General features: G+C 72.4%; 24 protein-coding genes and 1 riboswitch. Of the genes, 5 read left to right on the forward strand and 19 right to left on the reverse strand.

Annotated features, from left to right (window positions below; all coding sequences use genetic code 11):
• Positions 1 to 218 precede the first annotated feature (218 nt).
• The 4 genes from fxsA to ACFCY7_RS31575 form a co-directional block, all read right to left on the reverse strand.
• The gene (fxsA, locus tag ACFCY7_RS31560) at positions 219 to 812 is read right to left on the reverse strand and encodes an FxsA family membrane protein (protein ID WP_376489483.1); all 594 of its coding nucleotides are present in this window, start codon (positions 810 to 812) and stop codon (positions 219 to 221) included.
• Positions 813 to 894: 82 nt separating this feature from the next.
• Positions 895 to 1,671, reverse strand: a complete 777-nt coding sequence (locus ACFCY7_RS31565) for a polyprenol monophosphomannose synthase (protein ID WP_376489484.1) — start codon at positions 1,669 to 1,671, stop codon at positions 895 to 897.
• A 437-nt stretch (positions 1,672 to 2,108) separates the two neighbouring features.
• Complete coding sequence (locus tag ACFCY7_RS31570) at positions 2,109 to 3,743, reverse strand: amidohydrolase (protein WP_376489485.1); 1,635 nt, start codon at positions 3,741 to 3,743, stop codon at positions 2,109 to 2,111.
• Between the two features lie 68 nt (positions 3,744 to 3,811).
• A complete protein-coding gene (locus tag ACFCY7_RS31575) occupies positions 3,812 to 4,252 on the reverse strand; it encodes an Lrp/AsnC family transcriptional regulator (protein WP_024760806.1) in 441 nt (146 codons plus the stop codon).
• A 225-nt stretch (positions 4,253 to 4,477) separates the two neighbouring features.
• On the opposite strand from ACFCY7_RS31575, the gene ACFCY7_RS31580 reads away from it, so the two are divergent.
• Positions 4,478 to 4,846, forward strand: coding sequence for a hypothetical protein (locus ACFCY7_RS31580; RefSeq protein ID WP_376489486.1), 369 nt, complete (start codon positions 4,478 to 4,480; stop codon positions 4,844 to 4,846).
• Positions 4,847 to 4,855: 9 nt separating this feature from the next.
• Here the strand turns inward: ACFCY7_RS31580 and ACFCY7_RS31585 are convergent, their stop codons facing one another.
• Both ACFCY7_RS31585 and ACFCY7_RS31590 read right to left on the reverse strand, forming a co-directional pair.
• The gene (locus tag ACFCY7_RS31585; RefSeq protein ID WP_376489487.1) at positions 4,856 to 5,944 is read right to left on the reverse strand and encodes a phosphotransferase family protein; all 1,089 of its coding nucleotides are present in this window, start codon (positions 5,942 to 5,944) and stop codon (positions 4,856 to 4,858) included.
• A gap of 10 nt (positions 5,945 to 5,954) precedes the next feature.
• The gene (locus ACFCY7_RS31590; RefSeq protein WP_376489488.1) at positions 5,955 to 7,091 is read right to left on the reverse strand and encodes a hypothetical protein; all 1,137 of its coding nucleotides are present in this window, start codon (positions 7,089 to 7,091) and stop codon (positions 5,955 to 5,957) included.
• 506 nt (positions 7,092 to 7,597) lie between these two features.
• On the opposite strand from ACFCY7_RS31590, the gene ACFCY7_RS31595 reads away from it, so the two are divergent.
• The gene (locus ACFCY7_RS31595; protein ID WP_376489489.1) at positions 7,598 to 7,843 is read left to right on the forward strand and encodes a hypothetical protein; all 246 of its coding nucleotides are present in this window, start codon (positions 7,598 to 7,600) and stop codon (positions 7,841 to 7,843) included.
• Here ACFCY7_RS31595 and ACFCY7_RS31600 read toward each other — a convergent pair.
• The 3 genes from ACFCY7_RS31600 to ACFCY7_RS31610 form a co-directional block, all read right to left on the reverse strand.
• Positions 7,806 to 9,032, reverse strand: a complete 1,227-nt coding sequence (locus ACFCY7_RS31600; protein ID WP_376489490.1) for an acyl-CoA dehydrogenase family protein — start codon at positions 9,030 to 9,032, stop codon at positions 7,806 to 7,808. The two genes, ACFCY7_RS31595 and ACFCY7_RS31600, sit on opposite strands and share 38 nt — an antisense overlap.
• Before the next feature lie 176 nt (positions 9,033 to 9,208).
• A complete protein-coding gene (locus ACFCY7_RS31605; protein ID WP_376489491.1) occupies positions 9,209 to 9,355 on the reverse strand; it encodes an SCO1431 family membrane protein in 147 nt (48 codons plus the stop codon).
• 74 nt (positions 9,356 to 9,429) lie between these two features.
• Entirely contained in the window at positions 9,430 to 10,815 is a 1,386-nt protein-coding gene (locus tag ACFCY7_RS31610; RefSeq protein WP_376489492.1) for a peptidase C39 family protein, read from the reverse strand.
• A 236-nt stretch (positions 10,816 to 11,051) separates the two neighbouring features.
• Here ACFCY7_RS31610 and ACFCY7_RS31615 point away from each other — a divergent pair, with 236 nt between their 5' ends.
• Together ACFCY7_RS31615 and ACFCY7_RS31620 are read left to right on the forward strand one after the other, a co-directional pair.
• Entirely contained in the window at positions 11,052 to 11,681 is a 630-nt protein-coding gene (locus ACFCY7_RS31615; RefSeq protein WP_376489493.1) for a uridine kinase, read from the forward strand.
• Between the two features lie 330 nt (positions 11,682 to 12,011).
• The gene (locus ACFCY7_RS31620) at positions 12,012 to 13,931 is read left to right on the forward strand and encodes an AAA family ATPase (protein ID WP_376489502.1); all 1,920 of its coding nucleotides are present in this window, start codon (positions 12,012 to 12,014) and stop codon (positions 13,929 to 13,931) included.
• Positions 13,932 to 13,954: 23 nt separating this feature from the next.
• Here the strand turns inward: ACFCY7_RS31620 and ACFCY7_RS31625 are convergent, their stop codons facing one another.
• The 10 genes from ACFCY7_RS31625 to ribD all read right to left on the reverse strand — a co-directional run bounded on the left by ACFCY7_RS31625 (position 13,955) and on the right by ribD (position 22,441).
• On the reverse strand, positions 13,955 to 15,001 hold the full coding sequence (locus ACFCY7_RS31625) for a hemolysin family protein (RefSeq protein ID WP_376489494.1): 1,047 nt from the start codon (positions 14,999 to 15,001) through the stop codon (positions 13,955 to 13,957).
• A complete protein-coding gene (locus ACFCY7_RS31630; RefSeq protein WP_376489495.1) occupies positions 14,998 to 16,374 on the reverse strand; it encodes a hemolysin family protein in 1,377 nt (458 codons plus the stop codon). The genes ACFCY7_RS31625 and ACFCY7_RS31630 overlap by 4 nt, the downstream gene beginning before the upstream one ends.
• Before the next feature lie 241 nt (positions 16,375 to 16,615).
• Positions 16,616 to 17,068 (reverse strand): PH domain-containing protein, encoded by a 453-nt coding sequence (locus tag ACFCY7_RS31635; RefSeq protein WP_376489496.1) that lies wholly within the window; start codon positions 17,066 to 17,068, stop codon positions 16,616 to 16,618.
• 42 nt (positions 17,069 to 17,110) lie between these two features.
• A complete protein-coding gene (hisG, locus tag ACFCY7_RS31640) occupies positions 17,111 to 17,959 on the reverse strand; it encodes an ATP phosphoribosyltransferase (protein ID WP_017242191.1) in 849 nt (282 codons plus the stop codon).
• A gap of 50 nt (positions 17,960 to 18,009) precedes the next feature.
• Entirely contained in the window at positions 18,010 to 18,282 is a 273-nt protein-coding gene (locus ACFCY7_RS31645) for a phosphoribosyl-ATP diphosphatase (protein ID WP_030551960.1), read from the reverse strand.
• Positions 18,283 to 18,317: 35 nt separating this feature from the next.
• Positions 18,318 to 18,803: a 6,7-dimethyl-8-ribityllumazine synthase gene (ribH, locus tag ACFCY7_RS31650; RefSeq protein ID WP_366303491.1), complete on the reverse strand. Its 486-nt coding sequence runs from the start codon at positions 18,801 to 18,803 to the stop codon at positions 18,318 to 18,320.
• 29 nt (positions 18,804 to 18,832) lie between these two features.
• Positions 18,833 to 20,110 carry a bifunctional 3,4-dihydroxy-2-butanone-4-phosphate synthase/GTP cyclohydrolase II gene (locus ACFCY7_RS31655; protein ID WP_376489497.1) on the reverse strand — a complete coding sequence of 426 codons (1,278 nt, stop codon included), beginning with the start codon at positions 20,108 to 20,110 and terminating at the stop codon, positions 18,833 to 18,835.
• Positions 20,107 to 20,745 (reverse strand): nicotinamide riboside transporter PnuC, encoded by a 639-nt coding sequence (locus ACFCY7_RS31660; RefSeq protein WP_376489498.1) that lies wholly within the window; start codon positions 20,743 to 20,745, stop codon positions 20,107 to 20,109. The genes ACFCY7_RS31655 and ACFCY7_RS31660 overlap by 4 nt, the downstream gene beginning before the upstream one ends.
• Positions 20,742 to 21,350 (reverse strand): riboflavin synthase, encoded by a 609-nt coding sequence (locus ACFCY7_RS31665; RefSeq protein WP_376489499.1) that lies wholly within the window; start codon positions 21,348 to 21,350, stop codon positions 20,742 to 20,744. The genes ACFCY7_RS31660 and ACFCY7_RS31665 overlap by 4 nt, the downstream gene beginning before the upstream one ends.
• A gap of 2 nt (positions 21,351 to 21,352) precedes the next feature.
• Complete coding sequence (gene ribD, locus ACFCY7_RS31670; RefSeq protein ID WP_376489500.1) at positions 21,353 to 22,441, reverse strand: bifunctional diaminohydroxyphosphoribosylaminopyrimidine deaminase/5-amino-6-(5-phosphoribosylamino)uracil reductase RibD; 1,089 nt, start codon at positions 22,439 to 22,441, stop codon at positions 21,353 to 21,355.
• A 173-nt stretch (positions 22,442 to 22,614) separates the two neighbouring features.
• A riboswitch (FMN riboswitch) is annotated at positions 22,615 to 22,744 on the reverse strand.
• A 271-nt stretch (positions 22,745 to 23,015) separates the two neighbouring features.
• Between ribD and ACFCY7_RS31675 the strand changes: the two genes are divergently transcribed.
• The gene (locus tag ACFCY7_RS31675; RefSeq protein WP_376489501.1) at positions 23,016 to 25,397 is read left to right on the forward strand and encodes a chitinase C-terminal domain-containing protein; all 2,382 of its coding nucleotides are present in this window, start codon (positions 23,016 to 23,018) and stop codon (positions 25,395 to 25,397) included.
• The last annotated feature ends 87 nt before the right edge of the window (positions 25,398 to 25,484 follow it).

Below are 25,484 nucleotides of genomic sequence, written 5' to 3' on the forward strand. Positions count from 1 at the left end.
ATCCGTGTACCGGGCCCCGCGGCGTTTCGCGTGCGCGCCCGCGGATCGGATCCGGGGGTCCGCGTCTCCGCCCCGGAGCGGATGGGATACGCCCCCGCATCCGCGACCACAGCCCCCGGCCCCCACCACCGGCCCGGACCCGCGACCGCCGCCCCCGGAGAGGTACCCGGGGGCGGCGGTCGCACGTCAGGCGTCGGGCGCCAGGTCAGGGCGCCAGGTCAGGGCGTCAGGGGCGGGCGGGTCTCGTCGCTCCGGCGAGGGCCCTGCGGCGCGTCCTGGCGGATGACCTCACCCTGCACGACCTTTCCGTCGGGCCGGTGGATGCGCGCCTGCTGGAAGGCGTCCTGGAGGCTGCCGTGAGGTGCGGCGCTCATCCGGCGCTCGACGACCTTCTCCGCGGTCCGGCCGAGGAGGGAGCGGACCTGCGGGATCAGCAGGAGCAGCCCGGCCGCGTCCGAGATCAGGCCGGGGATCATCAGGAGCAGGCCGCCCAGCATCAGGAAGCCGTTGCGGTCCTCGGCGGCGGCCCGCTCGGGCGCCGGCGGCACCGCGCCGGTCTGCGCCGCGGCCTGGGCCTGCTGGAACGTCGAGGTGAGGTTGCGGAAGGCGCGCCGGCCCGCCCGCTTGATGACGGCGGCACCGAGTACGGCGCCGCCGACGAGGAGGGCGAGCACGGTCAGCCCGCCCGCCGCGTTCGCCACCACCGTGAGCAGCCAGATCTCCAGGACCAGCCAGGCGGCGATGCCGAGCGGCAGGAACGTACGCGCGCGTGAGCGCTTGGGGGCGAGGGGAGGCGTTGCGCCGGTCGTCATGGTCCCCAGTGTGCCTGGCACCCCGCCGGAACGTCGTAAAGGAGAGATCAGCACGCGCCGGTGGGGAGGGGTGCGGGAAACGTCAGGCGGACCTGCGGCCGATCAGCCTGCCGGCCTTCTCCGCGCGCGCGGTCAGCCCCCAGCCGGTGACCCGCCACAGCGCCTCGACGACGATGCCGCGGCTCATCTTGGAGTCGCCGGCCTCCCGTTCCACGAAGGTGATCGGGACCTCGACGACGTGGAAGCCGGCGGCGACCGCGCGGCGGGCCAGGTCGACCTGGAAGCAGTAGCCGGCCGAGGCCACGTCGCCCAGGCCCAGGCCCTCCAGGGTCTCCTTGCGGAAGGCCCGGTAGCCGCCGGTGACGTCCCGGATCGGCACGTCGAGCATGAGCCGCGAGTAGAGGCTGCCGCCGCGGGAGATGAACTCGCGGGACTTGGGCCAGTTCACGATCCGGCCGCCCGGCACCCAGCGGGAGCCGAGGACCAGGTCCGCGCCCTTGAGCGCGGTGAGCAGCCGGGGGAGCTCCTCGGGCTGGTGGGAGCCGTCGGCGTCCATCTCGACGAGGACGCCGTACCCCTGCTCGATGCCCCAGCGGAAGCCGGCGAGGTAGGCGGCGCCGAGCCCCTCCTTGCCCTCGCGGTGCAGGACGTGCACGTGGTCGTCCTCGTCCGCGATCTCGTCCGCGAGCTTGCCCGTGCCGTCGGGGCTGTTGTCGTCGGCCACGAGGACGTGTGCCTCGGGTACGGCCTCCCGCACCCGGGCGACGATCGGCTTGATGTTCTCCGCCTCGTTGTAGGTCGGGATGATCACCAAGGCCTTGCCGAGCGGGCCGTAACGCCTCTGGCCACCGTCGTTCACTACTGCCCCTTCGGATACAGACGCGGAACCCCACCATAGCGAGGTCCGCGGAACGCTCCGTCGCGGCGGTCGGGCGGGAACGGGCGGCGTGTGCGGTGCGGGGCCCGACGTCCTTCGGTCCGACCTGGGATCCGCTGGCTGCGGGTCGACCGAGAGCCGTTGTCTACTGAACGTCCGGGCCCCACCCGGGTCGCACCTTCCGCCGGAGAAACCTTCCCTCGCGGCCGAGGCGCGGGCGGCGTTCGGCGACTGCGGGGGCTGTTCGGACCGGTCGGGCGTCCTGTGGTGGACGCGGAGAACCTATCCGCCGACGGCGGTCGACTGTCAACACCCGCTTGACCTGCGGAGACTTCCCAAAAGGCCAGGCCAGAGGGGAAGATCCGCAGGTCGGGGACAAGCGTGCGGAGCGGGTATCGAGGGTCTGAAATATCCCCATATCACTCGTTCGGTCGTACGAACACCGTCTGCCCGTACACCACCGTGCGCAGACAGACGGGCAGTTCGGCACCCGGCGACAGATCGGGCAGACCGGGCGTGCCGGAGCGCGGATCGGTGGACCAGCGGGCGACCCGGTCGTCCGGCGCCTGGACGAGGAGCTCGCCCGTGCGCCAGATCGCGTAGTCGGCGGGGGCACCGGGGACCAGCGTCCCCGCGTCGTCCCGGCCGACGGCCCGCCAGCCGCCCCGGGTGTGGGCGGTGAAGGCGGCCCGGACGGAGATCCGGTGCTCGGGGGTGCGGTGGAAGGCGGCGGCCCTGACCGTGCCCCACGGGTCGAGCGGGGTGACCGGGCTGTCGGAGCCGAAGGCCAGCGGCACACCGGCCTTGAGCAGCGCCGCGTACGGGTTCAGGGTGCGGGCCCGCTCCGCGCCGAGGCGGTCGGCGTACATGCCCTGCTCGCCGCCCCAGAGCGCGTCGAAGGCCGGCTGGACGGAGGCCGTGAGGCCCAGCTCCGCGAAGGCGGCGATCGTCTCGGGGGTGAGCATCTCGACGTGCTCGACGCGGTGCCGGGCGGCCCGGATCCGGGCCAGGCCCAGCTTCTCGGCGGCGGCCCTGACGCCCTCGACGACCGAGGTCACGGCGGCGTCGCCGATGGCGTGGAAGCCGGCCTGGAGCCCCGCCTCGGTGCAGGCCACGACGTGGAGGGCGACGGCGGTCGCGTCCAGGTGGGCGGCGCCCGTGTGGCCGGGGTCGGCGTGGTCGGCGTACGGCTCGTGGAGGCAGGCGGTGTGCGAGCCGAGGGAGCCGTCGGCGAACAGGTCGCCCGCCGCGCCCAGGGCACCGAGGGCACGCGCCCGCTCCACGTCGACGTCGGCCCAGTAGCCGACGACCCGGGGCCCGGCCTCCTCGCGGGCCAGGTCCAGGAGGCCGGTGAAGTCGTCCTCGGAGGAGATCTGCGGGCCGCCGCACTCGTGCAGGGTGCCGATGCCGAGGGACGCCGCGCGGCTCCGGGCGGCGCGCTGCGCCTCGGTGCGCTGGAGCGGGGAGACGGCGCCGAACGCGGCGGCGCGCACGGCGTGGTGCGCGTCGCCGGTGAGCGGCCGCTGCCCGTCGTGGAAGCCGTCCAGGTCGCGGACACCGGGGACGAGGTCGAGGAGTGCGGTGGTGACGACGGCCGAGTGGACGTCGATCCGCGTGAGGTAGAGCGGGCGGCCGCCGGTGAGTTCGTCGAGCTCGGTCCGGGTGAGCGGCCGGCGCTCGGGCCAGCGCGAGGCGTCCCAGCCGTGGCCGATGAGGATGCGGTCCTCCGGGCGGGCGGCGGCGTGGGCCCGGATCAGCTCCGCCGCCTCGGCGAGCGAGGCGGCGGAGGACAGGTCGAGGCCGGTGAGGGCGAACCCGGTGGCCGTGGTGTGCACGTGGGCGTCGACGAACGCCGGGGTGACGAGCGCGCCCTCCAGGTCGACCACCTCGTCCACGCCGGAGGCGAAGGCGTCGGCCGCGCCTTCCGATCCCACCCAGGCGACGTGCCCGCGCTCCACCACCATGGCGGTGGCGAAGGGGTCGGCGGGGCTGTGGACTTCTCCACCGCGCAGCAGCACGGTGCGGTGTTCGATGGCAGACGCGGTCTCACTCATGCGACCAGGCTAGGACCTGACCGGACCCGGTTTGTCCGGCAGGTCCCCCGGCCGGGCCGGAGCAGCGGTCAGATGCGCGGGGGCCTGGCCTCGTACGGGGTGGAGAGCACGACGGTCGTACGGCTGGAGACGCCGGCCTGCGAGCGGATGCGGCTGAGCAGGTGCTCCAGCTCCAGCGGTGTGGCGACCCGGACCTTGAGGATGTAGTTCTCCTCGCCCGCGACGCTGTGGCAGGCCTCGATCTCGGGGATGTCGGCGAGCCGGTCGGGGGTGTCGTCGGGGGCGCTGGGGTCGAAGGGTTTGACCGAGATGAAGGCGGTGAGGGGAAGACCCACGGCCTCCGGGTCGACGACGGCGGCATAGCCGCGGATGACACCGCGCTGCTCGAGGCGGCGGACGCGCTGATGCACCGCCGACGTGGACAGGCCGGTGGCCTTGCCCAGGTCGGTGTAGCTCATGCGCCCGTCCTTGACGAGCAACTCGACGATCTGACGATCCAGCTCCTCCATGCGGTGACCCTATGGCCCCGGGGAGAACGGGGCACCGCCGGGGGCGACCTGTTTGCGGCACTTTGGGCGGTCACGGGGCACCTGCGCCAGGCATGTGACGAACGCCACATGTTTGCCACCTGCCTGGCGTACCGCCTCACGGTTATGCGGAGTTCCGCATGGGAAGTGCTTGCTGTGGTCGAGGCCGCACAGATCCGGCCGACCCACCCGAGGGGGAGATTCTCCATGCAGGAGCCTGTTGATTCGGTCGACACGCCCGACGAGCTCGACGCGTACGACACCTTTGAGATGTTCCGGGTCGTCTGCCCGGAGTGCGTGCAGCCCATCGCGCTGCTCGCTGACGAGGACGAGCTGCCGGAGCACGCGCTGTGCCCGACGCCGTGGAACCCCTTCGTCCTGACGGTCTGCCCGGGCACGGGTCTCTCGGCTTCCGCGGCACGCCCCGCCGACGACACCCTGGAGGTGCAGGAGCAGGACACCGCGCTGCTCCTGACGCTCCCCCAGGGCCTCGACTGGCGGACCCAGCCCTTCTCGCACGTCGGCGGTCCGGGCTCGCGTCCGATCCGGGTGCCGCAGATGCGGCGCGCGGCCTGAGGCCGTCGTCTACCAGTAGCTTCCCCGCACCATCGCCGCGAGCGTGGCGTGGTGCAGGATCAGGCCGTCGGGGTCCGCGGGGACCTCGACCTCGCCGAAGTGAGCCTGTCGGTACGCGATCCTGAGCATCACGATCGCGTGCCGCAGCGCCGCGTACAGGGTGTGGAACTCCATGTCCCGCGGGGTGTGCCCGGTCAGTTCCGCGTAGCGCCGTTCGACGGCGTCGCGCCGCAGGAAGCCGGGCAGCCCGGGCTGACCGAAGCCGACGGTGAGGTCCTGGAAGAAGCGGTGGAGGTAGACCGTCCAGCCGAGGTCGACCTCGCGCGGGACGCAGGCCGCCATCTCCCAGTCGAGGACGGCCGCGGGGGTGAACCCGTCGTAGACGATGTTCCCGATCCGGGCGTCGCCCCAGCCGAGCACGGCCTCGCCCTCGTCGGCCGGCCAGTGCGCCTCCAGCCAGTCGAAGGCCGACTCGATGAGCGGTGACGGGGCGAGCCCGTCCACCACCCAGGCGTAGTAGGCGCGTTGGGCGTCGACGTGTCGGCGCAGCGGGCTCCCGGTGCCCTCCGCGAGCAGGAACTCGGCCTCCTTCGCCGGGAACTGGTCGTGCAGCCGCGCGAGGACGGCGACGGATTCCGCTTCGAGCCGGGCGCGTTCGGCGTCGGTGGCGGCGTGCAGCCAGTTCCCCTCGTACGTGTACGGCATGACGTCCGGCGGCACCCGGCCCTCGGCGCGGGCCATCACGAAGAAGGGGGCGCCGAGCGGTTCCGGGTCCTCCTCCAGCCAGAGCACGCGCGGCACGGGGACGTCCGTGTGCTCGCCGACCAGGCGCATGACCCGGTGCTGACGGGCCATGTCGTACACGGGGAAGACGGTGTACGCGGCGGGGTCGGCGGCCAGCCGCAGCGCGCAGCCGCGCACGGGGGCGTCCGGGTGGTCGACGTCGAAGAGCAGGGTCTCGCTGGACATGCCGTTGGAGCCGGGGACGGCGAGGCCGGAGACCTCGGCCCCCGGCAGGTGCCGGTCGAGCCAGGCGGCGAGCCGGCGGCCGAGCTCCTCGGGGTCACGGGTGGTGGTGCGGGGGCGTGGCGTGGTCAAGTCGTTCTCCTCAGCGGGCTGTTGACGTGTGGTCGGCGAAGCCGCTGGGGTCGTGGCGGCCGAAGGAGCCGTGCTCGAAGATGCCGTAGCCGGTGTGGCCGTCGAGGGTGAAACGGGCCGCGTGGTCGGTGACGCCGTACGCGGCCATGGGATGGGCGGCGGGGTCCGCGAGGTCGTAGACGCGCCGGTCCGTCCAGCCCCGGCCCTGCCAGCTGCCGTGCTGCCAGTCGGTGGCGGGCGGGTAGCCGGCACCGACGGCGAGCGGGGAGGAGGCGAGGATCTCCACGCCGATCTCCAGGGGTTTTCCGGCCGGGTCCGCGAGGTGGACGACGGCCCGTTCCGGATGGCGGGTGCCGGGGCGGTACGTGATGTCGGTGCGGGGCCAGCCGAGCTGGGTGTCGCGCCGGCCGTTCCGTACGAGCAGGGCCTCGTTGAGCGTGCGGTAGCCGTCGGCGTCCTCCTGGGCGATGACCATGAGGAAGCGGTCCTCGAAGCGCATCGGGATCCAGAGCCAGTGGAACCCCTCGGGCCGGAACTCGGCGGCGCGGCCCGGCTCCTCGCCGGGAAGGGGGCGCACTCCCCAGCTGCGGTCGCGCGTGCCGGTCCACTCCCCCGCGGTGACCGTGAACTCCTCGCCGCCGGCCCGGATCGTGCCCTCGCAGTGTCCGGCCTGGACGAAGCGGCGGCCTTCGAGGGTGAGTCGGCCGCCGTGGCGCTGGGTGTGGTGGGGTTCCCACACGGCGGGGAAGTCGCCGGTCCAGGTGAGGTCGAAGGAGAGCCCGTCGGGGTCGTCCGGATCGGGCTCGCACCGCAGGGTGAGCCGCTTGAGGGGTTCGTCGACGGTGATGGCCAGGGGGCCGACGGCGAGGTTCATCCGGTCGTCGCCGAGGGCGTCGGAGGCCCGGACGGCGTGCAGCCGGTCGCCGGTGCGCAGGGTGGCGTAGGCGTCGACGACCCCGGTGTTGGGATAGACGCCGAGGCCGGCGATGAGCAGTGCGCGGCCCTCGTGGTCGAAGACGTGGAAGATGCACCGGTCGTAGGCGTTGCGGTCGCCGCTGACGTGGTGCTTCATCGAGAGCGGTGCCTGGTGCACGGGGTACTCGTCGAGGGCGACGGGTCGGTCGTCGGCGTGCCGGTGCACGGACATGGCTGACCTCCTGGTCGGCGTGCGCGCTTCCGCGAGAAGATCTGACGGTACGTCAGTTGCCGGACGGGGGGCCAGAGTCGTGCACCGGGTACCGGGCGAACTGCCGCTCGAATCCGTTCGGCGGTGACCCCTCACCGCCGGAGCGCGTTGGTCCCGGTATGACCACGCTGTACACGACACCCAGCGGTTTCGGTCGGCACCGGCAGGCCGACCCACGCAATGAAGAATCGGTTCCTCACCCGACGCAGGCCCCCGCCGCGGCCCTCCCCGCGCCCGCCGCTTCGGCCCCGCCGGCGGTCCCCGCCTCGACGCCCGCACCGACGCTCGGCCCGGAGACGACGCCGGCGCCCGTGCCCGCACCCGCACCCGCACCCACTCGGGCGCAGGCCTCCGCGCCCGTGCCGGTTCCCGTGCCTGTTCCCGTGCCGGCGCCGGCGCCCGTGCCAGTGCCCGTGCCGGTGCCGGTGCCCCCGCAGGCGCAGGCCCCCGCGCCACCGCCCGCACCTGTGCCGGTCCCCGTCCCGGCACCCGTACCCGTACCCGTACCCGCGCAGACGCAGGTCTCCGCGCCCGCCCCGGTCCCGGCCGACCCGCCCATCTACCAGGACGTGCTCTCGCTGTGGGCCAGCCACGGCCGCACCCTCCCGGGCCACCGCGACCAGGAGTGGATCCGGCTGGCCTCGGGCCCCGTCTGGGTGGACCGGACCGTGCGCGTCAGCGGGATTCTGGTCCGACAAGGTGACGCGCGATGACCACCCGCTGGATCTGATTGGTCCCTTCGACGATCTGCAGCATCTTGGCCTCGCGCAGATAGCGCTCCACGGGGAAGTCCGCCGTGTAGCCGTACCCGCCGAGCACCTGCACCGCGTCCGTCGTCACCTGCATGGCGGCGTCCGTGCAGAACAGCTTGGCCATCGCCGCGTGGCGGCCGAAGGGCCGCCCCTCGTCCCGACGCCGCGCCGCCTCCAGGTACAGCGCCCGGCCCGCCTCGACCCGGGTCGCCATGTCGGCGAGCAGGAAGCGGAGCCCCTGGAAGTCGGCGATCGGCCGGCCGAACTGGCGGCGCTCCACGGCGTACGCGACGGCCTCGTCCAGCGCGGCCTGGCCCAGCCCCACGGCGCAGGCGGCGATGCCGAGCCGCCCCGAGTCCAGGGCGTCGAGAGCGATGGCGAAGCCCTGCCCCTCCCGCCCCAGCCGCCGCGCGTCCGTGACCCGCACCCCGTCGAAGTGCAGCTGCGCGGTGGGCGAACCCTTCATCCCCATCTTCCGCTCGGGAGGAGCCGCGGTCAGCCCCGGCGCGTCCCCCGGCACCAGGAACGCGGAGATGCCCCGCGCACCGGGGCCGCCCGTACGCGCCATCACCGTGCAGAAGTCCGCGATCCCGCCGTGGGTGATCCACGCCTTGGTGCCGTCGATCACCCAGTCGCCACCGCCACCGGCGCCCTTTCCCTCCTCGCCCTCCTCGCCCTCCCCGCCGTCCCCGCCCTCCCGGACGGCCCGGGTCCGCAGCGCCGCCGCGTCCGATCCGGCGGAGGGCTCGGAGAGGCAGTACGCGCCGAGCAGGCCGCCGCCGAGCATCGCCGGCAGGTGCGCCGACCGCTGCTCGTCGGTGCCGTAGCCGGCGAGCGCGTGGCAGGAGAGCGTGTGCACGCTGACGCCCAGCCCGACGGTGAGCCGGGCCGCGGCGAGCTCCTCCAGGACCTGGAGGTAGACCTCGTACGGCTGACCGCCCCCGCCGTACGCGGGCTCGTAGGGCAGTCCGAGCAGCCCGGACCGGGAGAGCAGCGTGAACAGCTCGCGGGGGAAGTGCCCGGCCGCCTCCTCCTCCGCGGCGTGCGGGGCGATCTCCCTGCGCGCGATCTCGCGCACCAGCGCGAGCAGCTCCCGCGCCTCGTCGCTCGGCAATCGGCGTTCCACGCCGTCCGGTGTGCTCTCGGCCATCGCCGGGCGCTCCTCCCTGCCGGGGCGCGAGCGGTACGCGCGCGCGGGGTGCCGGAATCGCGGGAAGTATGCCCGTTCGCACCCCCGCCCTCACGCCGTCACGGCGGAATCACACGCCCGGCAGCGGAAGGCGCGCTCCCGCGCGGCGGGCCTCCGCCCACCGCGCGGCCCCCGCCTCACATGAGGCCGGCCCTCGTGACGAACACGGCGAGCAGGACGACCAGCGTCCAGCCCAGCACGTGCTCCAGGATCTTGGGGCCGTCGTCGCGGGGCCCGCCCGTCCGTGCGCGGGTCAGGAGGCGGGCGTACGTGGTGGAGGTCATGGCGACCACCTTGCGCCACGGGGGCGGCCCCGCGGTAGAGACGTCGGTCACGCCCCCGGAGCCGCCCACGCCCCTCACCCGATGCCGAGAGCCCCGAGGGCCTTGCGCTGCGCGGCCGAGGGCCGGTCGGGGAAGTAGAGGTAGCAGACCCCTCCTGTGCCGGAGACCACTTTGCCGCTCGCGTTGTAGCGCTTCGTCCGCAGCCAGATGTTCTCCCACTCGCGGCGCCGGTAGACGCGGCGGACGGCGGGGTTGGTGGGGGACGCGGGGTCGTTGGCGATGACGTCGCCGTCGGGGGTGAAGCCGATGACCGTCATGAGGTGGCCGGAGGTGCCGTAGCCGGCGCCGGTGAGTTCCTCCTTGCGGAAGGACTGCGACGTTATGGCCGGGATGCCGGCGCGGATGAGGGATTCGAGCTCGGTGAGGGAGCGGAGCCGGGTGACGACGGCGTTCATGTCGGGGTAGGTGGCGGCGTAGGCGGCGTTGAAGGGCCAGTTGCCGCAGCCCTGGTACTGGTGGTCGTAGGTGAAGCGGGCGGCGTGGCAGACCTGGGGGTCGGCGAAGGCGGGATCGACCCAGGCGAGGTCGTCGGCGGAGGGCCGGCGGCCCCAGTACTCGACGATCATCTGGGAGGAGGTGGGGCTGCACCACGCCTCGCCGCCGTTGTCGTACTCGGGGTACTGGCCGACGTGGGTGTTCTGCGAGTAGCGCGGCACGATCAGCTCGCGGGAGAGGCCGGGCGTGGAGGCCGGGACGGTGAAGCGGTCGGGGACGTCCGAGGCCATGGCGCCCACGCGCCACACCGTGGGGGTGAGGCCGCTGTCCGGGGTGCGGTACAGCGTCAGGCGGAGGCGGTAGGAGAGCAGGCGGAGGCCGCTCGCCGTGTCGTCGATCGCGAACGTGTCCGTCCACACGGTGCTCCTGCCGTCGCTCTGGTCGTCGACCGAGGTGCGCCGGATGTCGTCGTCCCCGGACGCCCAGCGGCCCATGACGTACCAGGGGGTCGCCGTCCCGTCGGAATAGGCGCCCGACAGTTCGACCTGGAGCCAGGTGCCGGGGGGCGTGTGGGCGTTCCAGGAGGCGATGACCTCGGTGGCGGGCACGGTCGCGGTGTGGACCGGAGAGGTCCACACCGCGTACTCCCACGTGGCGGTCCGCCCGGTGTGCGGGTCCGTGTGCTCGACGCGCCCGGCGGCGGTGTCGAGGACCAGGCCGGGGCGGTGGCCCGCGACCGCCTGCGTGCCGGCCGAGGCGCCGCACCGCCAGTCCGTGTACGAGGACCAGAATCGGTTGTCGACGAGCCCCGTCGCCGGGGCGTCGTCCCCGTCGGTCGGTGCCGCGTCCGGGCAGTCGGCCGGGGAGCAGTCGGACGCGGCGGCGGGGGCGGCGGACGCGGCCGTTCCCGCGGCGGCCGCGAGAGCCGCGGCGAGGACGGTTCTGCGCGGGGTGGAACTGGTCATGGACGGTGACCCCCAGTCGAGAACGGTGGGCGTACGGACCTGTGGGCGCGCGGAGGAAACAGGGAGCGCTTGCCGGTCGGTGGGTGTACCGACGTGCCGCGCGGGCCCACTATCGCGGCTGGCACGGGCTGTCCGCCAGCACTTCGGCTCGCGTCGCCGTACCAATATTGGTCTCGACCATTGACGGTGGCACCTCGCTGACCTGCGGAGGTCGACGGCTCACCTAGGCTGGGGCCATGAACGACCTCGATCGCGCGGCTGACGCGCTGCTCCGGCTGCCGCCGTCCTGCGGGCCGGTCAGGCTGGTGGCGGTCGACGGCCACGCGGGATCGGGGAAGTCCACCCTCGCGGGCCGCCTCTCCGCCGCGCTGGGCGACGCGCCCGTCCTGCACCTCGACGACCTCGCCACGCACGAGGAGCTGTTCGAGTGGACGGGGCGGCTGCGGGAGCAGGTGCTCGGGCCCCTGTCGCGGGGGGAGACGGCCGTCTGCCACCGGTACGACTGGGGGGCGCGGCGCTTCGGGGAGGCCGTGGAGCTGCCGGCGGCCCCGGTGGTGCTCGTGGAGGGGGTCGGCGCGGGGCGCCGTGCGGTGCGGCCGTTCCTGGCGTGGCTGCTGTGGATGGAGCGGGGCGCGGAGGAGTCGTGGGAGCGGGGCCGCCGCCGGGACGGTGCGGAGCAGGCCGCGTTCTGGGACCGCTGGACCGTGGCGGAGACTCGCCACTTCGCGGAAGACCCTTCGCGCGCTGCCGCGGACACCTTGGTACGGGAGTGCGCGGAGGGGTACGGCTGGCTCCCCGGGCCCGCTGTGACAGCGGTCGCGGACCAGATCATCACACACCGTGACGGCTTCATGTCCGTGAAATGAGCGCCCGGAAGTCCACTTCCGCAAGTGCCTCAACTCCGCTTGACCCAAGGGGCGTACTGGTCTTACGTTCTGAATGTGCGGCTTTTCGGAGCCGCCGCAGACACGAAGCCCCCGGTTGTTCCCCCGTGATCGGGGGCTTCGTTCTGCCCTCAGAGGCCTCCCGAGGCCCCTTCGAGGCCCTTCCGAGGGCCCTTCTCGACCCCTGATGCTCACCCAGGGTCACCACTTCCGGATCATGCGCTTCTCCTTAAGCACACCCCCCCTGCGCAGGTACGATGCCCGCAGGTGCGGTCAAATCCCGTCCATGCGATGACGGTTGTGGGGGACCCGATGGACATCGGCACGCAGGGCTCGCAGGCCCCGGCCGAGCTCGCCTGGCTGCGCGGAGTCGACGCCTACACGATGGGCGCCTATCCGCAGGCGGAGGACGAGTTCCGGACGGCGGTACGGATCGATCCCGGGATGGCGGACGCCTGGCTCGGGCTGCACGCGCTCCGGGTCGACACCACGACCGCGCTGCTGCGCATGTACCGCAACCGCGAGCGCTTCGGCGAGCAGCGGTCCCGGTACCGGCGCACCCTGAACTCCTGGTACTGGCTGGGCTGGTGGGTGCAGCCCGTCCTGGAGAGCCCGCGCGACCTGCTGCTCGCGCACGCCTCCCACTGGCTCGACGGGCGGCACGTGCCCGAGCTCGACCGGGCCCTCGCGGGGCTCCCGCCGGTCGACACCGACCCGCAGGTCCGCTTCCTGCACGCCTGCCGCGCCTATCTCGTGAAGGACTGGGACCAGCTCGTCCGGCACACCGAGACCCTCGTCGACGACCCGCTCCTCGGCATCGAGGCCGGGCTCTTCGGCGGGATGGCCCGGGTGCGCCTGGAGATGTACAGCCAGGCCGAACCGCTGCTCTCCGCCTCCCTGATGCGCTGCCGCAGCGAACAGCCGCAGCGCAAGGAGCTGCGCTACTGGCTGGCCAGGGCCCACGAGGGCACCGGCCGCAGCGCCGCCGCGCTGCCGCTCTACCGGGCCGTGCACCGGATCGACCCGGCGTTCATGGACACCGCCGCCCGGCTCGCGGCGATCGCCGAGTACGACGGGTTCGAGGGCTACGACGGCGTGGACGACCCGGCCGGGCTCGCGACGGTCGCCCTGGGCACCCTGGGCGGCGGCCTCGGCCAGGACGCCGAGAACACCGTGCCGGGTGCCGAGCCCGACCCCGGCGGCCTCGGCGACGGGCTGCGGCTCGCCCCCGAACCCGTACCTCCGGTCGCGCCGGTCACCCCGCCGGAGACCGTACGGCAGAAGGCTCCGGTCCCCCACCAGCCGGTGCCGCCGCGCTTTCCGGCCGGACCCACCGATCCGGTGCTGCTCGCGGAGGCGCTCGCCGAGCTGGAGGGCATGGTCGGCCTCGAACCGGTGAAGCGCCAGGTCAAGGCGCTCTCGGCGCAGCTGGAGATGGCGCGTCTGCGCGCCGGGCAGGGGCTTCCGGTCCAGCCGCCCAAGCGGCACTTCGTCTTCTCCGGCCCCTCGGGCACCGGCAAGACGACCGTCGCCCGGATCCTGGGCCGGGTCTTCTACGCCCTCGGACTGCTCGGCGGCGACCACCTCGTGGAGGCCCAACGGGCCGATCTCGTCGGCGAGTTCCTGGGGCAGACGGCCGTCAAGGCCAACGAGCTGATCGACTCGGCCGTCGGCGGCGTGCTCTTCGTGGACGAGGCCTACGCCCTCTCCAACACCGGCTACAGCAAGGGCGACGCCTACGGCGACGAGGCCCTCCAGGTGCTCCTGAAACGGGCCGAGGACAACCGCGACCACCTGGTGGTGATCCTGGCCGGATACCCCGAGGGCATGGACCGGCTCCTCAACACCAACCCCGGGCTCTCCTCCCGCTTCACCACCCGGGTCGACTTCCCCTCGTACCGGCCCCTGGAGCTCACCGCCATCGGCGAGGTGCTCGCCGCGGCCGACGGCGACGCCTGGGACGAGGAGGCCCTGGACGAGCTGCGCTCCATCAGCGGGCACGTCGTCGAGCAGGGCTGGATCGACGAACTGGGCAACGGCCGCTTCCTGCGCACCCTGTACGAGAAGTCCTGCGCCTACCGCGACCTCCGGCTCTCCGGCTACCCGGGCACCCTGACGCGGGAGGACCTCGCCACCCTGCGGCTGCCCGACCTCATGCAGGCGTACGGCGAGGTCCTGTCGGGCCGCGGTCCGGTGGACCGCGGCCCGCAGCAGGAGCCGCCCGGCTACTAGGGCCGGTTCCCGCCGGACACGCCCTAAGGCGCGGAGACCGGCTGCTGTACGCGGTGGGCGGGGTCGCGGACCTCGCCCACCAGCATCTCCAGGACGTCCTCCAGGGCGACGAGGCCGAGGACGCGGCCCGAGCCGTCGGCGACCTGCGCCAGGTGGGTCGCGGCGCGGCGCATCACGGTGAGGGCGTCGTCGAGCGGCAGCTCGGCGCGGAGCGTCGCCATCGGCCGCCAGAGCCGCTGGGGCACCGCCCGCTCCCGCTCCTCCAGGTCGAGGACGTCCTTCACGTGCACGAAGCCCATGAAGGTGTGGTGGGCGGCGGCGCGGACCGGGAAGCGGGAGTACCCGGTCCGTACGGTCAGCTCCTCGATCTCGCGCGGGGTGACCGACGGCGGGACCGTCACGAGCGACGCCGGGGCGATGAGGACGTCCGTGACGGGGCGGGTGCCCAGTTCCAGGGCGTCTTCGAGGCGCTCCTGCTCGACCGGGTCGAGCAGGCCGGCCTGTCCCGCGTCCTCCACGAGCCGGCCGAGCTGGGCGCTGGTGAAGACCGCCTCCACCTCGTCCTTCGGCTCGACCTTGAACGCCCGCAGGACCAGCCGGGCGCAGGCTCCGAGCGCGGTCGTCACCGGCCGGCAGAGGCGGGCGAAGCCGACCAGGCCGGGGGCGAGCCACAGTGCGGTCCGCTCGGGCGCGGCCATCGCCAGGTTCTTCGGCACCATCTCGCCGATGACGAGGTGGAGGAAGACGACCGCGGCGAGCGCGATGACGTAGCCGAGCGGGTGGATCAGCGCCTCCGGCACCCCGACCGTGTGGAAGACGGGTTCGAGGAGGTGGGCGACGGTCGGCTCGGCGACGGCGCCGAGCGTCAGCGAGCAGACGGTGATGCCGAACTGCGCCGCCGCCATCATCTGGGGCAGGTTCTCGAGGCCGTGCAGGACCTGCTTGGCCCGGGCGCCGCCGAGCGGCTCGATCTGGCTGCGCCGCACGGAGACGAGCGCGAACTCGGCCCCGACGAAGAAGCCGTTGGCGAGCACCAGGAGGACGGCGAAGAGGAGTTGGAGGGTGCTCATCGGGCGCCTCCCGAGACGAGCGGGGCGGTGGACGAGGACCCGGCCGGGTCCGGGTCCGGGCCGGTTTCCGTCCGGACGATCCGGACGCGCTCGGCGCGGTAGCGGTCGACCTGGCGCACCGAGAGCCGCCAGCCGGGGAGTTCGGCCCGGTCCCCCGGGGCGGGGATCCGCCCGAGGAGGTCGGCGACGAGGCCGGCGACCGTCTCGTACGGCCCGTCGGGCACGTCGAGGCCTATCCGGCGCAGGGTGTGGACCCGGCAGGAGCCGTCGGCCTCCCAGGCCTGGCGGCCGTCCTCGGCGGGGGCGGCGGCCAGTTCGGGGCGTCCGTCGGCGAGGGTGTCGTGCTCGTCGCGGACCTCGCCGACGAGTTCCTCGACGATGTCCTCCAGGGTGACCACGCCGGCCGTGCCGCCGTACTCGTCGACGACCACGGCGATCGGCTGTTCGCGGCGCAGCCGCTCCAGGAGGGTCTGCACGGGCAGCGTCCCGGGGACGAGCAGCGGCGGGACCGCGATCCGGCCGACGGGGGTGCGCAACCGGGCGTGCGGGGCGACGGCGAGCGCGTCCTTGAGGTGGACCATGCCGACGACCTCGTCGATGCGGTCGCGGTAGACCGGGAAGCGCGAGAGGCCGGTGGCCCGGGTGAGGTTGAGGACGTCGGCCGCGGTGGCGTCCCACTGGAGGGCGCTCACCTTCACGCGCGGGGTCATGACCTGCTCGGCGGTGAGGCCGCCGAGGGACAGGGTCCGGACGAAGAGGTCGGCGGTGTCCTGTTCGAGCGTGCCGGCCAGCGCCGAGTGCCGGGCGAGCGAGACGAGCTCGCCGGGGGTGCGGACGGAGTCGAGCTCCTCGGTGGGCTCGACTCCGAGGAGCCGGACCAGCCGGTTGGCGACACGGTTGAGCAGGGAGATCACCGGCCGGAACAGCGCGGAGAAGCGGCGCTGCGGGGTGGCCACGAAGCGGGCCACCTGGAGCGGCCGGGAGACCGCCCAGTTCTTCGGCACGAGCTCGCCGACCACCATCTGGACGGCGGAGGCGAGCAGCATCCCGATCACCACCGCGATCCCGGAGACGGCCCCTTCGGGCAGTCCGGTGGCGGTGAGCGGCCCGTGCAGCAGTCCGGCGAGCGCGGGCTCGGCGAGCATGCCGACGACGAGCGAGGTGATCGTGATGCCGAGCTGGGTGCCGGAGAGCTGGAAGGAGAGCTCGCGCAGCGCGGTGACGACGGTGCGGGCCCGCCGGTCGCCGGCGGCCGCGGCCCGCTCGGCCTCGGCCCGCTCGACGGTCACGAGGCCGAACTCGGCGGCCACGAAGAAGCCGTTGGCGAGGATCAGGAGGAAGGCCGCGAAGAGCAGCAGAAGGGAGATGATCATGCCGCCGCCTCCTGGGAGGGGGCGGCGCAGGTACTACCGGACGATCCGTCCATTGCTGGAGGGAGTCACTCCTCGGGTCGAAGGGTGGTCTCGCGGGCCGCGGTCGCGGCCCTGCACACGCGAGACGGTGGTGCCGCTCGGCACCACCGTCTCCAGAGTAGTCACGTGAACGCCCCGAGGGGCAGGGGGTCGGCCCCGGATGGGGGACGGATCGGGGATGCCCCCGGTCCCCCTGGGGGTCTCAGCGGGTTTCCGCGCCCGTCCCGCGGCTGTCCGCGAGGTCCCGCAGGGCGCGGGCGTCGCGGATGGCCGCTTCCTTGGCGATGCCGGGCTGGATGCCGAGCGCGGGCAGGCTCGTGCCGTCGCTGAGGTCGAGGAAGACCCAGGGATCGCCGGGACGGAGGTTGACCTTGAGGATCTCCGCCCAGGCGAGGCGCCGGGTCCTGGTGATGTTGACGACCGTGACGCCCTCGTCGTCGGCGACGACCTTGGGCCGGCTCAGCAGGACGAGGACGCCGGAGAGCAGCGCGGCGGTGAAGACGAAGCTGACGCGCTCCCCCGGTCCCAGCCGCTCCAGCATCAGTGCGACGCCGGTGACGACCACGAACATCGCCGCGCTCATGGTCAGCAGGACGGCCCGGGTGCGCCCGGGACGGAAGGTGACCGGGAGGGCGGGCGTCGTCGGCTGGGACATCGGGGGTTCCTCAGTGCCTGGTGGGAGGTACGGGCCCGGCCGTCAGAGGCGGCAGGCGTGGATGGCGGTGGTGAGGATGGCGCGGGCGCCGATCTCGTACAGGTCGTCCATGATCCGCTGCGCCTCCTTGGCGGGGACCATCGCGCGGACCGCGACCCAGCCCTCGTTGTGCAGCGGGGAGACGGTGGGCGACTCCAGGCCGGGGGTGAGGGCGACGGCCTGCTCCAGGTGCTCGGCGCGGCAGTCGTAGTCCATCATCACGTACGAGCGGGCGACGAGGACGCCCTGGAGGCGGCGGAGGAACTGCTGGACCTGCGGGTGGTCGTCGGAGGCGCCGTGGCGGCGGACGACGACGGCCTCGGAGGTGAGGATCGGCTCGCCGATGACTTCGAGGCCGGCGTTGCGCAGGCTGGTGCCGGTCTCCACGACGTCCGCGATGACCTGGGCGACGCCCAGCTGGATCGCGGTCTCGACGGCGCCGTCGAGGTGGACGACGGAGGCGTCGATGCCCTGGTCGGCGAGGTGCTTGGCGACGATGCCCTCGTAGGAGGTGGCGATCGTCATGCCGCCGAAGTCCTCGGGGCCGTTCGCGGTGCCCGGGCGGGTGGCGTAACGGAAGGTGGAGCGGCCGAAGTTCAGCGGGAGGATCTCCTCGGCGCTGGCGCCGGAGTCCAGGAGCAGGTCGCGGCCGGTGATGCCGATGTCCAGCTTGCCGGACGCCACGTAGATCGCGATGTCCTTCGGCCGCAGGTAGAAGAACTCGACCTCGTTGTCGGGGTCGATGACCACCAGTTCCTTGGACTCCTTGCGCTGGCGGTAGCCGGCCTCATGGAGCATTGCCGACGCAGGTCCGGAGAGGGAACCCTTGTTGGGAACGGCGATGCGCAGCATGGGGTGAGCTTCCTTTGCCTGGGAGTTTTCGGGACGGTGGGGCGGTGTGCTCAGAGGTGGGCGTAGACGTCGTCGAGCGAGATCCCGCGGGCGACCATCATCACCTGGACGTGGTACAGCAACTGCGAGATCTCCTCGGCGGCCGCTTCCTTGCCCTCGTACTCGGCGGCCATCCAGACCTCGGCGGCCTCCTCGACGACCTTCTTGCCGATGGCATGGACGCCCTTGTCCACCAGTTCCGCGGTGCGGGAGGTGGCCGGGTCGCCGGTCTCGGCCTTGAGCTTGAGCTCGGCGAAGAGCTCTTCGAAGGTTTTGTTCGCCATGATGGTCCTAAGAGTACGGGGTGAGGGGGGCGTGCTCAGCGCCAGGGTTCGCTCACCGTGCGCAGTGTGGTCGCGGTGGCGACGGCGGCGGTGACGGCCTCGTGGCCCTTGTCCTCGGTGGAGCCTTCGAGGCCCGCGCGGTCGAGGGCCTGCTCCTCGGTGTCGACGGTGAGGACACCGAATCCGACGGGTACGCCGGTGTCGATCGAGACCTGGGTGAGGCCGTGGGTGACGCCCTGGCACACGTACTCGAAGTGCGGCGTTCCGCCGCGGATCACGACGCCGAGCGCCACGATGGCATCGTAGCCGCGCTCGGCAAGGACCTTCGCCACGACCGGGAGCTCGAAGCTGCCGGGGACGCGCAGCAGCGTCGGTTCGTCGATGCCGAGCTCGCTGAGGGCGCGCAGGGCGCCGTCGACGAGGCCGTCCATGATCTTCTCGTGCCACTGCGCCGCGATGACCGCGACCCGGAGGTCGCCGCAGTTCTTCACGCTGAGGACGGGTGCGCCCTTGCCGCTCATGATTCTCCTAGCCGGTCGTACGTACGTTTTTACTGGTTGCCGCAGGTGGAGGCCGGGGAGCCGTCCAGCCAGGGCAGGTCGTGGCCCATCCGGTCCCGCTTGGTGAGCAGGTAGCCGAGGTTGTGCTCGCCCGCCGTGACCGGCATGGGCTCGCGGCCCTCGACGGTGAGGCCGTGGCGGGTGAGGGCCTGGATCTTGTCGGGGTTGTTGGTCATCAGGCGGAGGCTGCGGACGCCGAGGTCGGCGAGGATCTGCGCGCCGGCCGCGTAGTCGCGGGCGTCGGCGGGCAGCCCGAGCTCCAGGTTGGCGTCGAGGGTGTCGCGGCCGCGCTCCTGGAGCTCGTACGCGCGCAGCTTGGACAGCAGGCCGATGCCGCGGCCCTCGTGGCCCCGCAGGTAGACGACGACGCCGCGGCCGGTCTCGGTGATCCGGTCCATGGAGGCGTGCAGCTGGGGGCCGCAGTCGCAGCGCTGCGACTGGAAGATGTCGCCGGTCAGGCACTCGGAGTGGACCCGGACGAGGACGTCCTCGCCGTCGCCGATCTCGCCGTGGACGAGGGCGACGTGCTCGACGCCGTCGACGGTGGAGCGGTAGCCGTAGGCGGTGAAGTCGCCGTGCGCGGTGGGGAGCCGGACCTCGGCCTCGCGGCGGACGGTCGGCTCGGCGGAGCGGCGGTAGGCGATCAGGTCCTCGATGGAGATGATCGTGAGGCCGTGCTTGCGGGCGAAGGGGACCAGCTCCGGGAGGCGGAGCATGACGCCGTCCTCGCCGGCGATCTCGACGATCGCGCCGGCCGGTCGGAGGCCCGCGAGGCGGGCGAGGTCGACGGCGGCCTCGGTGTGGCCGTTGCGGACGAGGACGCCGCCGGGCTTGGCGCGGAGCGGGAAGATGTGGCCGGGGCGCACGAAGTCGGAGGGCTCGTGGCTGCCGCTCGCCAGCATCCGCAGGGTGGTGGCGCGGTCGGCGGCGGAGATGCCGGTGGTGACGCCGTGGGCCGGGCCCGCGTCGACGGAGACGGTGAAGGCCGTCCGCATCGACTCGGTGTTGTGCTCGACCATCTGCGGGAGCTGGAGGCGCTCCAGTTCGTCGTCCTCCATGGGGGCGCAGATGAGGCCGCGGCACTCGCTCATCATGAAGGCGATGATCTCGGGGGTCGCCTTCTCGGCGGCGATGACGAGGTCGCCCTCGTTCTCGCGGTCCTCGTCGTCGACGACGACGACGGGGCGGCCGGCCGCGATGTCCCGGATGGCCTGCTCGACGGGGTCGAGGGCGAGGTCGGTGTCGTCCCAGAGGTGATGCGCGTTCATGCGTGTGCTCCTTCCAGGACGGTGGTGGTGCGGGAGCGCAGCCACCAGTCGCGCATGCCCCACAGGACGAGCGCGCCGTAGATGATGTAGACGAAGCCGGAGAAGGCGTAGCCGTTGGCGAAGTTCAGCGGGACGCCGACGAGGTCGACGAGCAGCCAGGCGAACCAGAACTCGACCATGCCGCGCGACTGGGCGTACATGGCGACGACGGTGCCGACGAAGATGTACGCGTCGGGCCACGGGTCCCAGGACAGCTTCGGGAAGGCCGTGAAGAGCATCGCGACGGCGACGGTGCCGAGGGCGGCGGCGCCGACCAGCAGGCCGCGCTCGCGCCAGCTGGCGAAGCGGACGGCGATGGACCCGTCCTGGGCGTTCTGGCGGCCGCGGTTCCACTGCGCCCAGCCCCAGGCGGCGACGAGCATGACGACGACCTGCTTGCCGGCGCTGCCGGAGAGGTGCCCGGCGGCGAAGGCGACGAAGAGGATGACGCCGGAGAGGAACTGGGCGGGCCAGGTCCATATGGACCGGCGCCAGCCGAGCGCGAGGGCGATCAGACCGATCGTGTTGCCGATCATGTCGGACCACAGGATGTGCTGGTCGAGGACGGTGAACGCCTCGGAGTTGAGCCAGTTCACTTCTCGTTCTCCTTGGCGTCGTTGCCGAGCAGCCGCTCGACGTACTTGGCGATGACGTCCACTTCGAGGTTGACCGGGTCGCCGGACCGCTTGATGCCGAGCGTGGTCAGGTCGAGCGTGGTGGGGATGAGGCTGATGGTGAACCAGTCGTCGGCGACCTCGACGACGGTGAGGCTGACGCCGTCGACCGTGATCGAGCCCTTCTCGACGACGTACCGGGAGAGGTGGGCGGGCAGGCCGACCTTGACGAGCTCCCAGTGCTCGGACGGGGTCCGGTCGAGGATGGTGCCCGTGCCGTCGACGTGGCCCTGGACGATGTGACCGCCGAGGCGGCCGCCGACGGCCATGGGCCGCTCCAGGTTGACCCGGGAGCCGACGGCGAGGGCGCCGAGGCTGGACCGCTTGAGGGTCTCGGCCATGACGTCGGCGGTGAACTCGCCGTCGCCGAACTCGACGACCGTGAGACAGACACCGTTGACGGCGATGGAGTCGCCGTGCTGGGCGCCTTCCGTGACCAGGGGGCCGCGCAGTCGGAAGCGGGAGGCGTCCTCCAGCTGCTCGACGGCAACGACCTCGCCCAGTTCTTCGACGATTCCGGTGAACACGGTCAGGCTCCCTTGAAGGTGGCGGTGATGCGGAGGTCGGGGCCGATGCGGACGGTCTCGGTGATGTCGAGCCGCAACGCTTCGGTGATGGTGCCGATTCCCGCGGCGGCCAGTGCCTGGGGGCCGGCGCCGAGGAGGACGGGTGCGAGGTAGCCGACGACCTGGTCGACGGCGCCCGCGGCGACGAAGGCGCCCGCGAGGGTGGGGCCGCCTTCGAGGAGGACGGAGCGGACGCCGCGTGCGTGCAGGGCGTCCAGGAGGGCGGGGACTTCGATGCCGCGTTCGGCCCTGGGGAGGCGTACGACCTCGGTGAGCGGGGTTTCCGCGAGCGGGGTCCCGGCGTCCTCGGCGATGGCGATCAGGGTGGGTGCGGCGTCGTCGAGGACCCGTGCGCCGGGCTTCACGGCGGTCGCCTCGGTGTCGACGACGACCCTCAGCGGCTGTACGGCCTCGTCGATCCCGCGTACCGCCAGATGGGGGTCGTCGGCGCGGGCGGTGCCGGAGCCGACGACGACGGCGTCGGCCTCGGCGCGCAGCCGGTGGACGTCGGCGCGGGACTCGGCGGAGGTGATCCAGCGGGAGGTGCCGTCGGCGGCGGCGATCCGGCCGTCGAGGGTGGCGGCGTACTTCCAGCGGACGAAGGGGCGGCCGTGGCGCACGGAGGTGAGCCAGGCGATGTTGACGGCCTCGGCCTCGGCCTCCAGGAGGCCCTGGAGGACCTCGACGCCCGCGGTGCGAAGGGTGTCGGCACCGCCGGTGGCCTGCGGGTTCGGGTCGCCGACCGCGTAGACGACCCGGCTGATCCCGGCCTCGACGAGGGCCTGGGCGCAGGGGCCGGTGCGGCCGGTGTGGTTGCAGGGTTCGAGGGTGACGTACGCGGTGCCGCCGCGGGCCAGGACGCCGGCCTCGCGCAGGGCGTGGACCTCGGCGTGCGGGCCGCCGGCGCGCTGGTGCCAGCCCTCGCCGACCGGGTGGCCGGAGGCGTCGGTGACGACGCAGCCGACGACGGGGTTGGGGCTGGTCGCACCGAGTCCGCGTGCGGCGAGCTCGACGGCGCGTCGCATGGCGGTGATGTCGGCCTGCTGGGCCACCGGGTCCTCCTGCCTCTTCGGGCACGGACTCCGGGGCTGTCGATGACGACAGAGAGCGGGTGGGACGCCTCGCGCAGGGTGCGCCGGAGGCCGGGTCCTGCGGGTACGCCGATCTGTTGCGACACGGCGACCAGCGGACGTACGGCCGGCACACCCCTGGAAGGGGTCACCCGCCGCGCACTGCCTCCCATCCGGACTTTCACCGTCGGTCCAGGAATCTCACCTGGTCAACCGGCCGCTGGCTGCGGACGGGTCGCGGACTATACCGCCGGTTCGGAATTACACCGACCCCGGAGTGCGCTGCTGCTGATACAGGGCCAGTGTGCCACGGACGCCGCGAGGCATGTGGTCGGGTCCCTGTGGGCTGGCTCACAGCATCCCATGAACACCTTCTTTGGTCCAGACCTATTGACGCACTGGTCTAGTCCTCTTAATCTCCGTGTCACCTCAGAGGTAACGGTCCGTCGGCGTGCGCACTCCACGGGCCCAACACGACCCACCCCCTTGTTCGTTGTGTTTGTTCTCCCCCTACGCCTAGCGGCGTGGCGGTGCCCCCACCCAGGAGGAACCGATCGTGTTGTCCCCCACCACGAAGAGAGCGTCGCTGCTCGCTTCCGGCGCGGCGGTCGCCGGACTGCTGCTCAGCTCGCTGGCCGGCGGCGTCTCGTACGCGGCCGACAACGAGTCCTGTCGCCCCGACGGGCTCTACAAGACCCCGGGCGTCGACGTCCCCTACTGCTCGGTCTACGACACCGAGGGTCGCGAGAAGATGGGCGCCGACCACCAGCGCCGCGTCATCGGCTACTTCACCGGCTGGAGGACCGGCAAGAACGGCCAGCCCGCGTACCTGGCCAAGGACATTCCGTGGGAGAAGATCACCCACATCAACTACGCCTTCGGCCACATCGGCAGCGACAACAAGCTGTCCGTCGGCACCGACGGCCCGGACAACGCCGCCACCGGGATGACCTGGCCCGGTGTCGCGGGCGCCGAGATGGACCCGGCGTACGCCTACAAGGGCCACTTCAACCTGCTCAACAAGTTCAAGAAGCAGCACCCGAACGTCAAGACGCTGATCTCGGTCGGCGGTTGGGCGGAGACCGGCGGCTACTTCGCGGACAACGGCGACCGGGTCGACTCCGGCGGCTTCTACTCGATGGCCACCAACGCCGACGGTTCGGTCAACCAGGCCGGGATCGACACCTTCGCCACCTCGGCCGTCGACTTCATCCGGAAGTACGGGTTCAACGGCGTCGACATCGACTACGAGTACCCGACGACCATGAAGGACGCCGGAAACCCGCTCGACTGGCAGCTCGCCAACGCCCGCCGCGCCGGACTCGTCCAGGGCTACGCGGCCCTCATGAAGTCCCTGCGCGAGAAGCTGGACACGGCCGGCGCCACCGACGGCAAGCACTACATGCTCACCGTCGCCGCCCCCTCCTCCGGCTACCTGCTGCGCGGCATGGAGACCTTCCAGATGCAGAAGTATCTGGACTACGTCAACATCATGTCGTACGACCTGCACGGCGCCTGGAACGAGTACGTCGGCCCCAACGCCTCGCTCTTCGACGACGGCAAGGACGGCGAGCTCGCCGCCGCCAACGTCTACGGCTCGGCGCAGTACGGCAGCCTCGGCTACCTCAACACCGACTGGGCGTACCACTACTTCCGCGGCTCGATGCCGGCCGGCCGCATCAACATCGGCCTGCCGTACTACACCCGCGGCCACAAGAACGTGCAGGGCGGCACCGACGGTCTGTGGGGCAAGGCCTCCGCGACCACCTGCCCCGCCGGCGCCGGTCTGACCAAGTGCGGTGACGGCGCCACCGGCATCGACAACCTGTGGCACGACAAGGACACCAACGGTGTCGAGTCGCCCGCGGGCTCCAACCCGATGTGGCACGCCAAGAACCTCGAGAAGGGGATCGTCGGCGACTACGTCACCCAGTACGGCTTCCCGGCGAACACCACGCTGACCGGCACCTACGCCCGCAAGTACGACTCGACCCTGGTCGCGCCGTGGCTGTGGAACGCGCAGAAGAAGGTCTTCCTCTCCACCGAGGACGAGCAGTCGGTGGCCGCCAAGGCCGACTACGTGGTGAACAAGGGCATCGGCGGCACCATGGTGTGGGAGATGGCCGGCGACTACGGCTGGAACGCCACCAAGGGCCAGTACGAGATGGGCTCCACGCTCACCTCGCTGATGTACGACAAGTTCAAGGCGGCCACCCCGTACGGCGCGAAGAAGTCCAACGCGACGCTGCCGACCCAGGCCGTGAAGATCGACACCCAGTTCACCGAGTTCAAGCTGGGCGACTCGAACTACCCGATCACGCCGAAGATCAAGATCACCAACAACACGGCGGCGACGCTGCCCGGTGGCACCGAGTTCCAGTTCGACTACGGCACCTCGGCCCCGGCCAACGCCTCCGACCAGTCCGGCTTCGGCACGAAGGTCATCAGCAGCGACCACACGGGCAGCAACGTCGGCGGCCTGAAGGGCGACTTCCACCGCGTCTCCCTGAAGCTCCCGGCCTGGCAGTCGCTGGCCTCCGGCGCGACGATCGACCTGGCGTTCAACTACTACCTGCCGGTGTCCACCCCCTCCAACTGGACGGTGAACATCAACGGCACGACGTACGCCCTCGCCGGTGACCTGGCGCGCGGCACGACGGTCGTGGAGCCCGGCTCCACCACGCCGCCGACCACGCCGCCGACGACGCCGCCCACCACCCCGCCGACGACTCCCCCGACCACGCCTCCGACGACCCCGCCGACGACGCCGCCCACCACGGGCTGCACCACCGCGGCGTACGTGGCCGGCAACGTCTACAACGCGGGCAACGAGGTCTCCCACAAGGGCCACAAGTGGAAGGCCAAGTGGTGGACCCAGAACGAGGAGCCGGGCACGACCGGCGACTGGGGCGTCTGGCAGGACCTCGGCGCCTGCTGATCCCCACCCCCTGAAAGACCCCCCGGCGGCGGACGCTCACGGCCCTTGCCCGCCGCCGGGCTCCCTCCGCGCCGCGCCCCCCTGTCC

The organism is Streptomyces sp. NPDC056361, assembly GCF_042262805.1.
Taxonomy (GTDB): domain Bacteria; phylum Actinomycetota; class Actinomycetes; order Streptomycetales; family Streptomycetaceae; genus Streptomyces.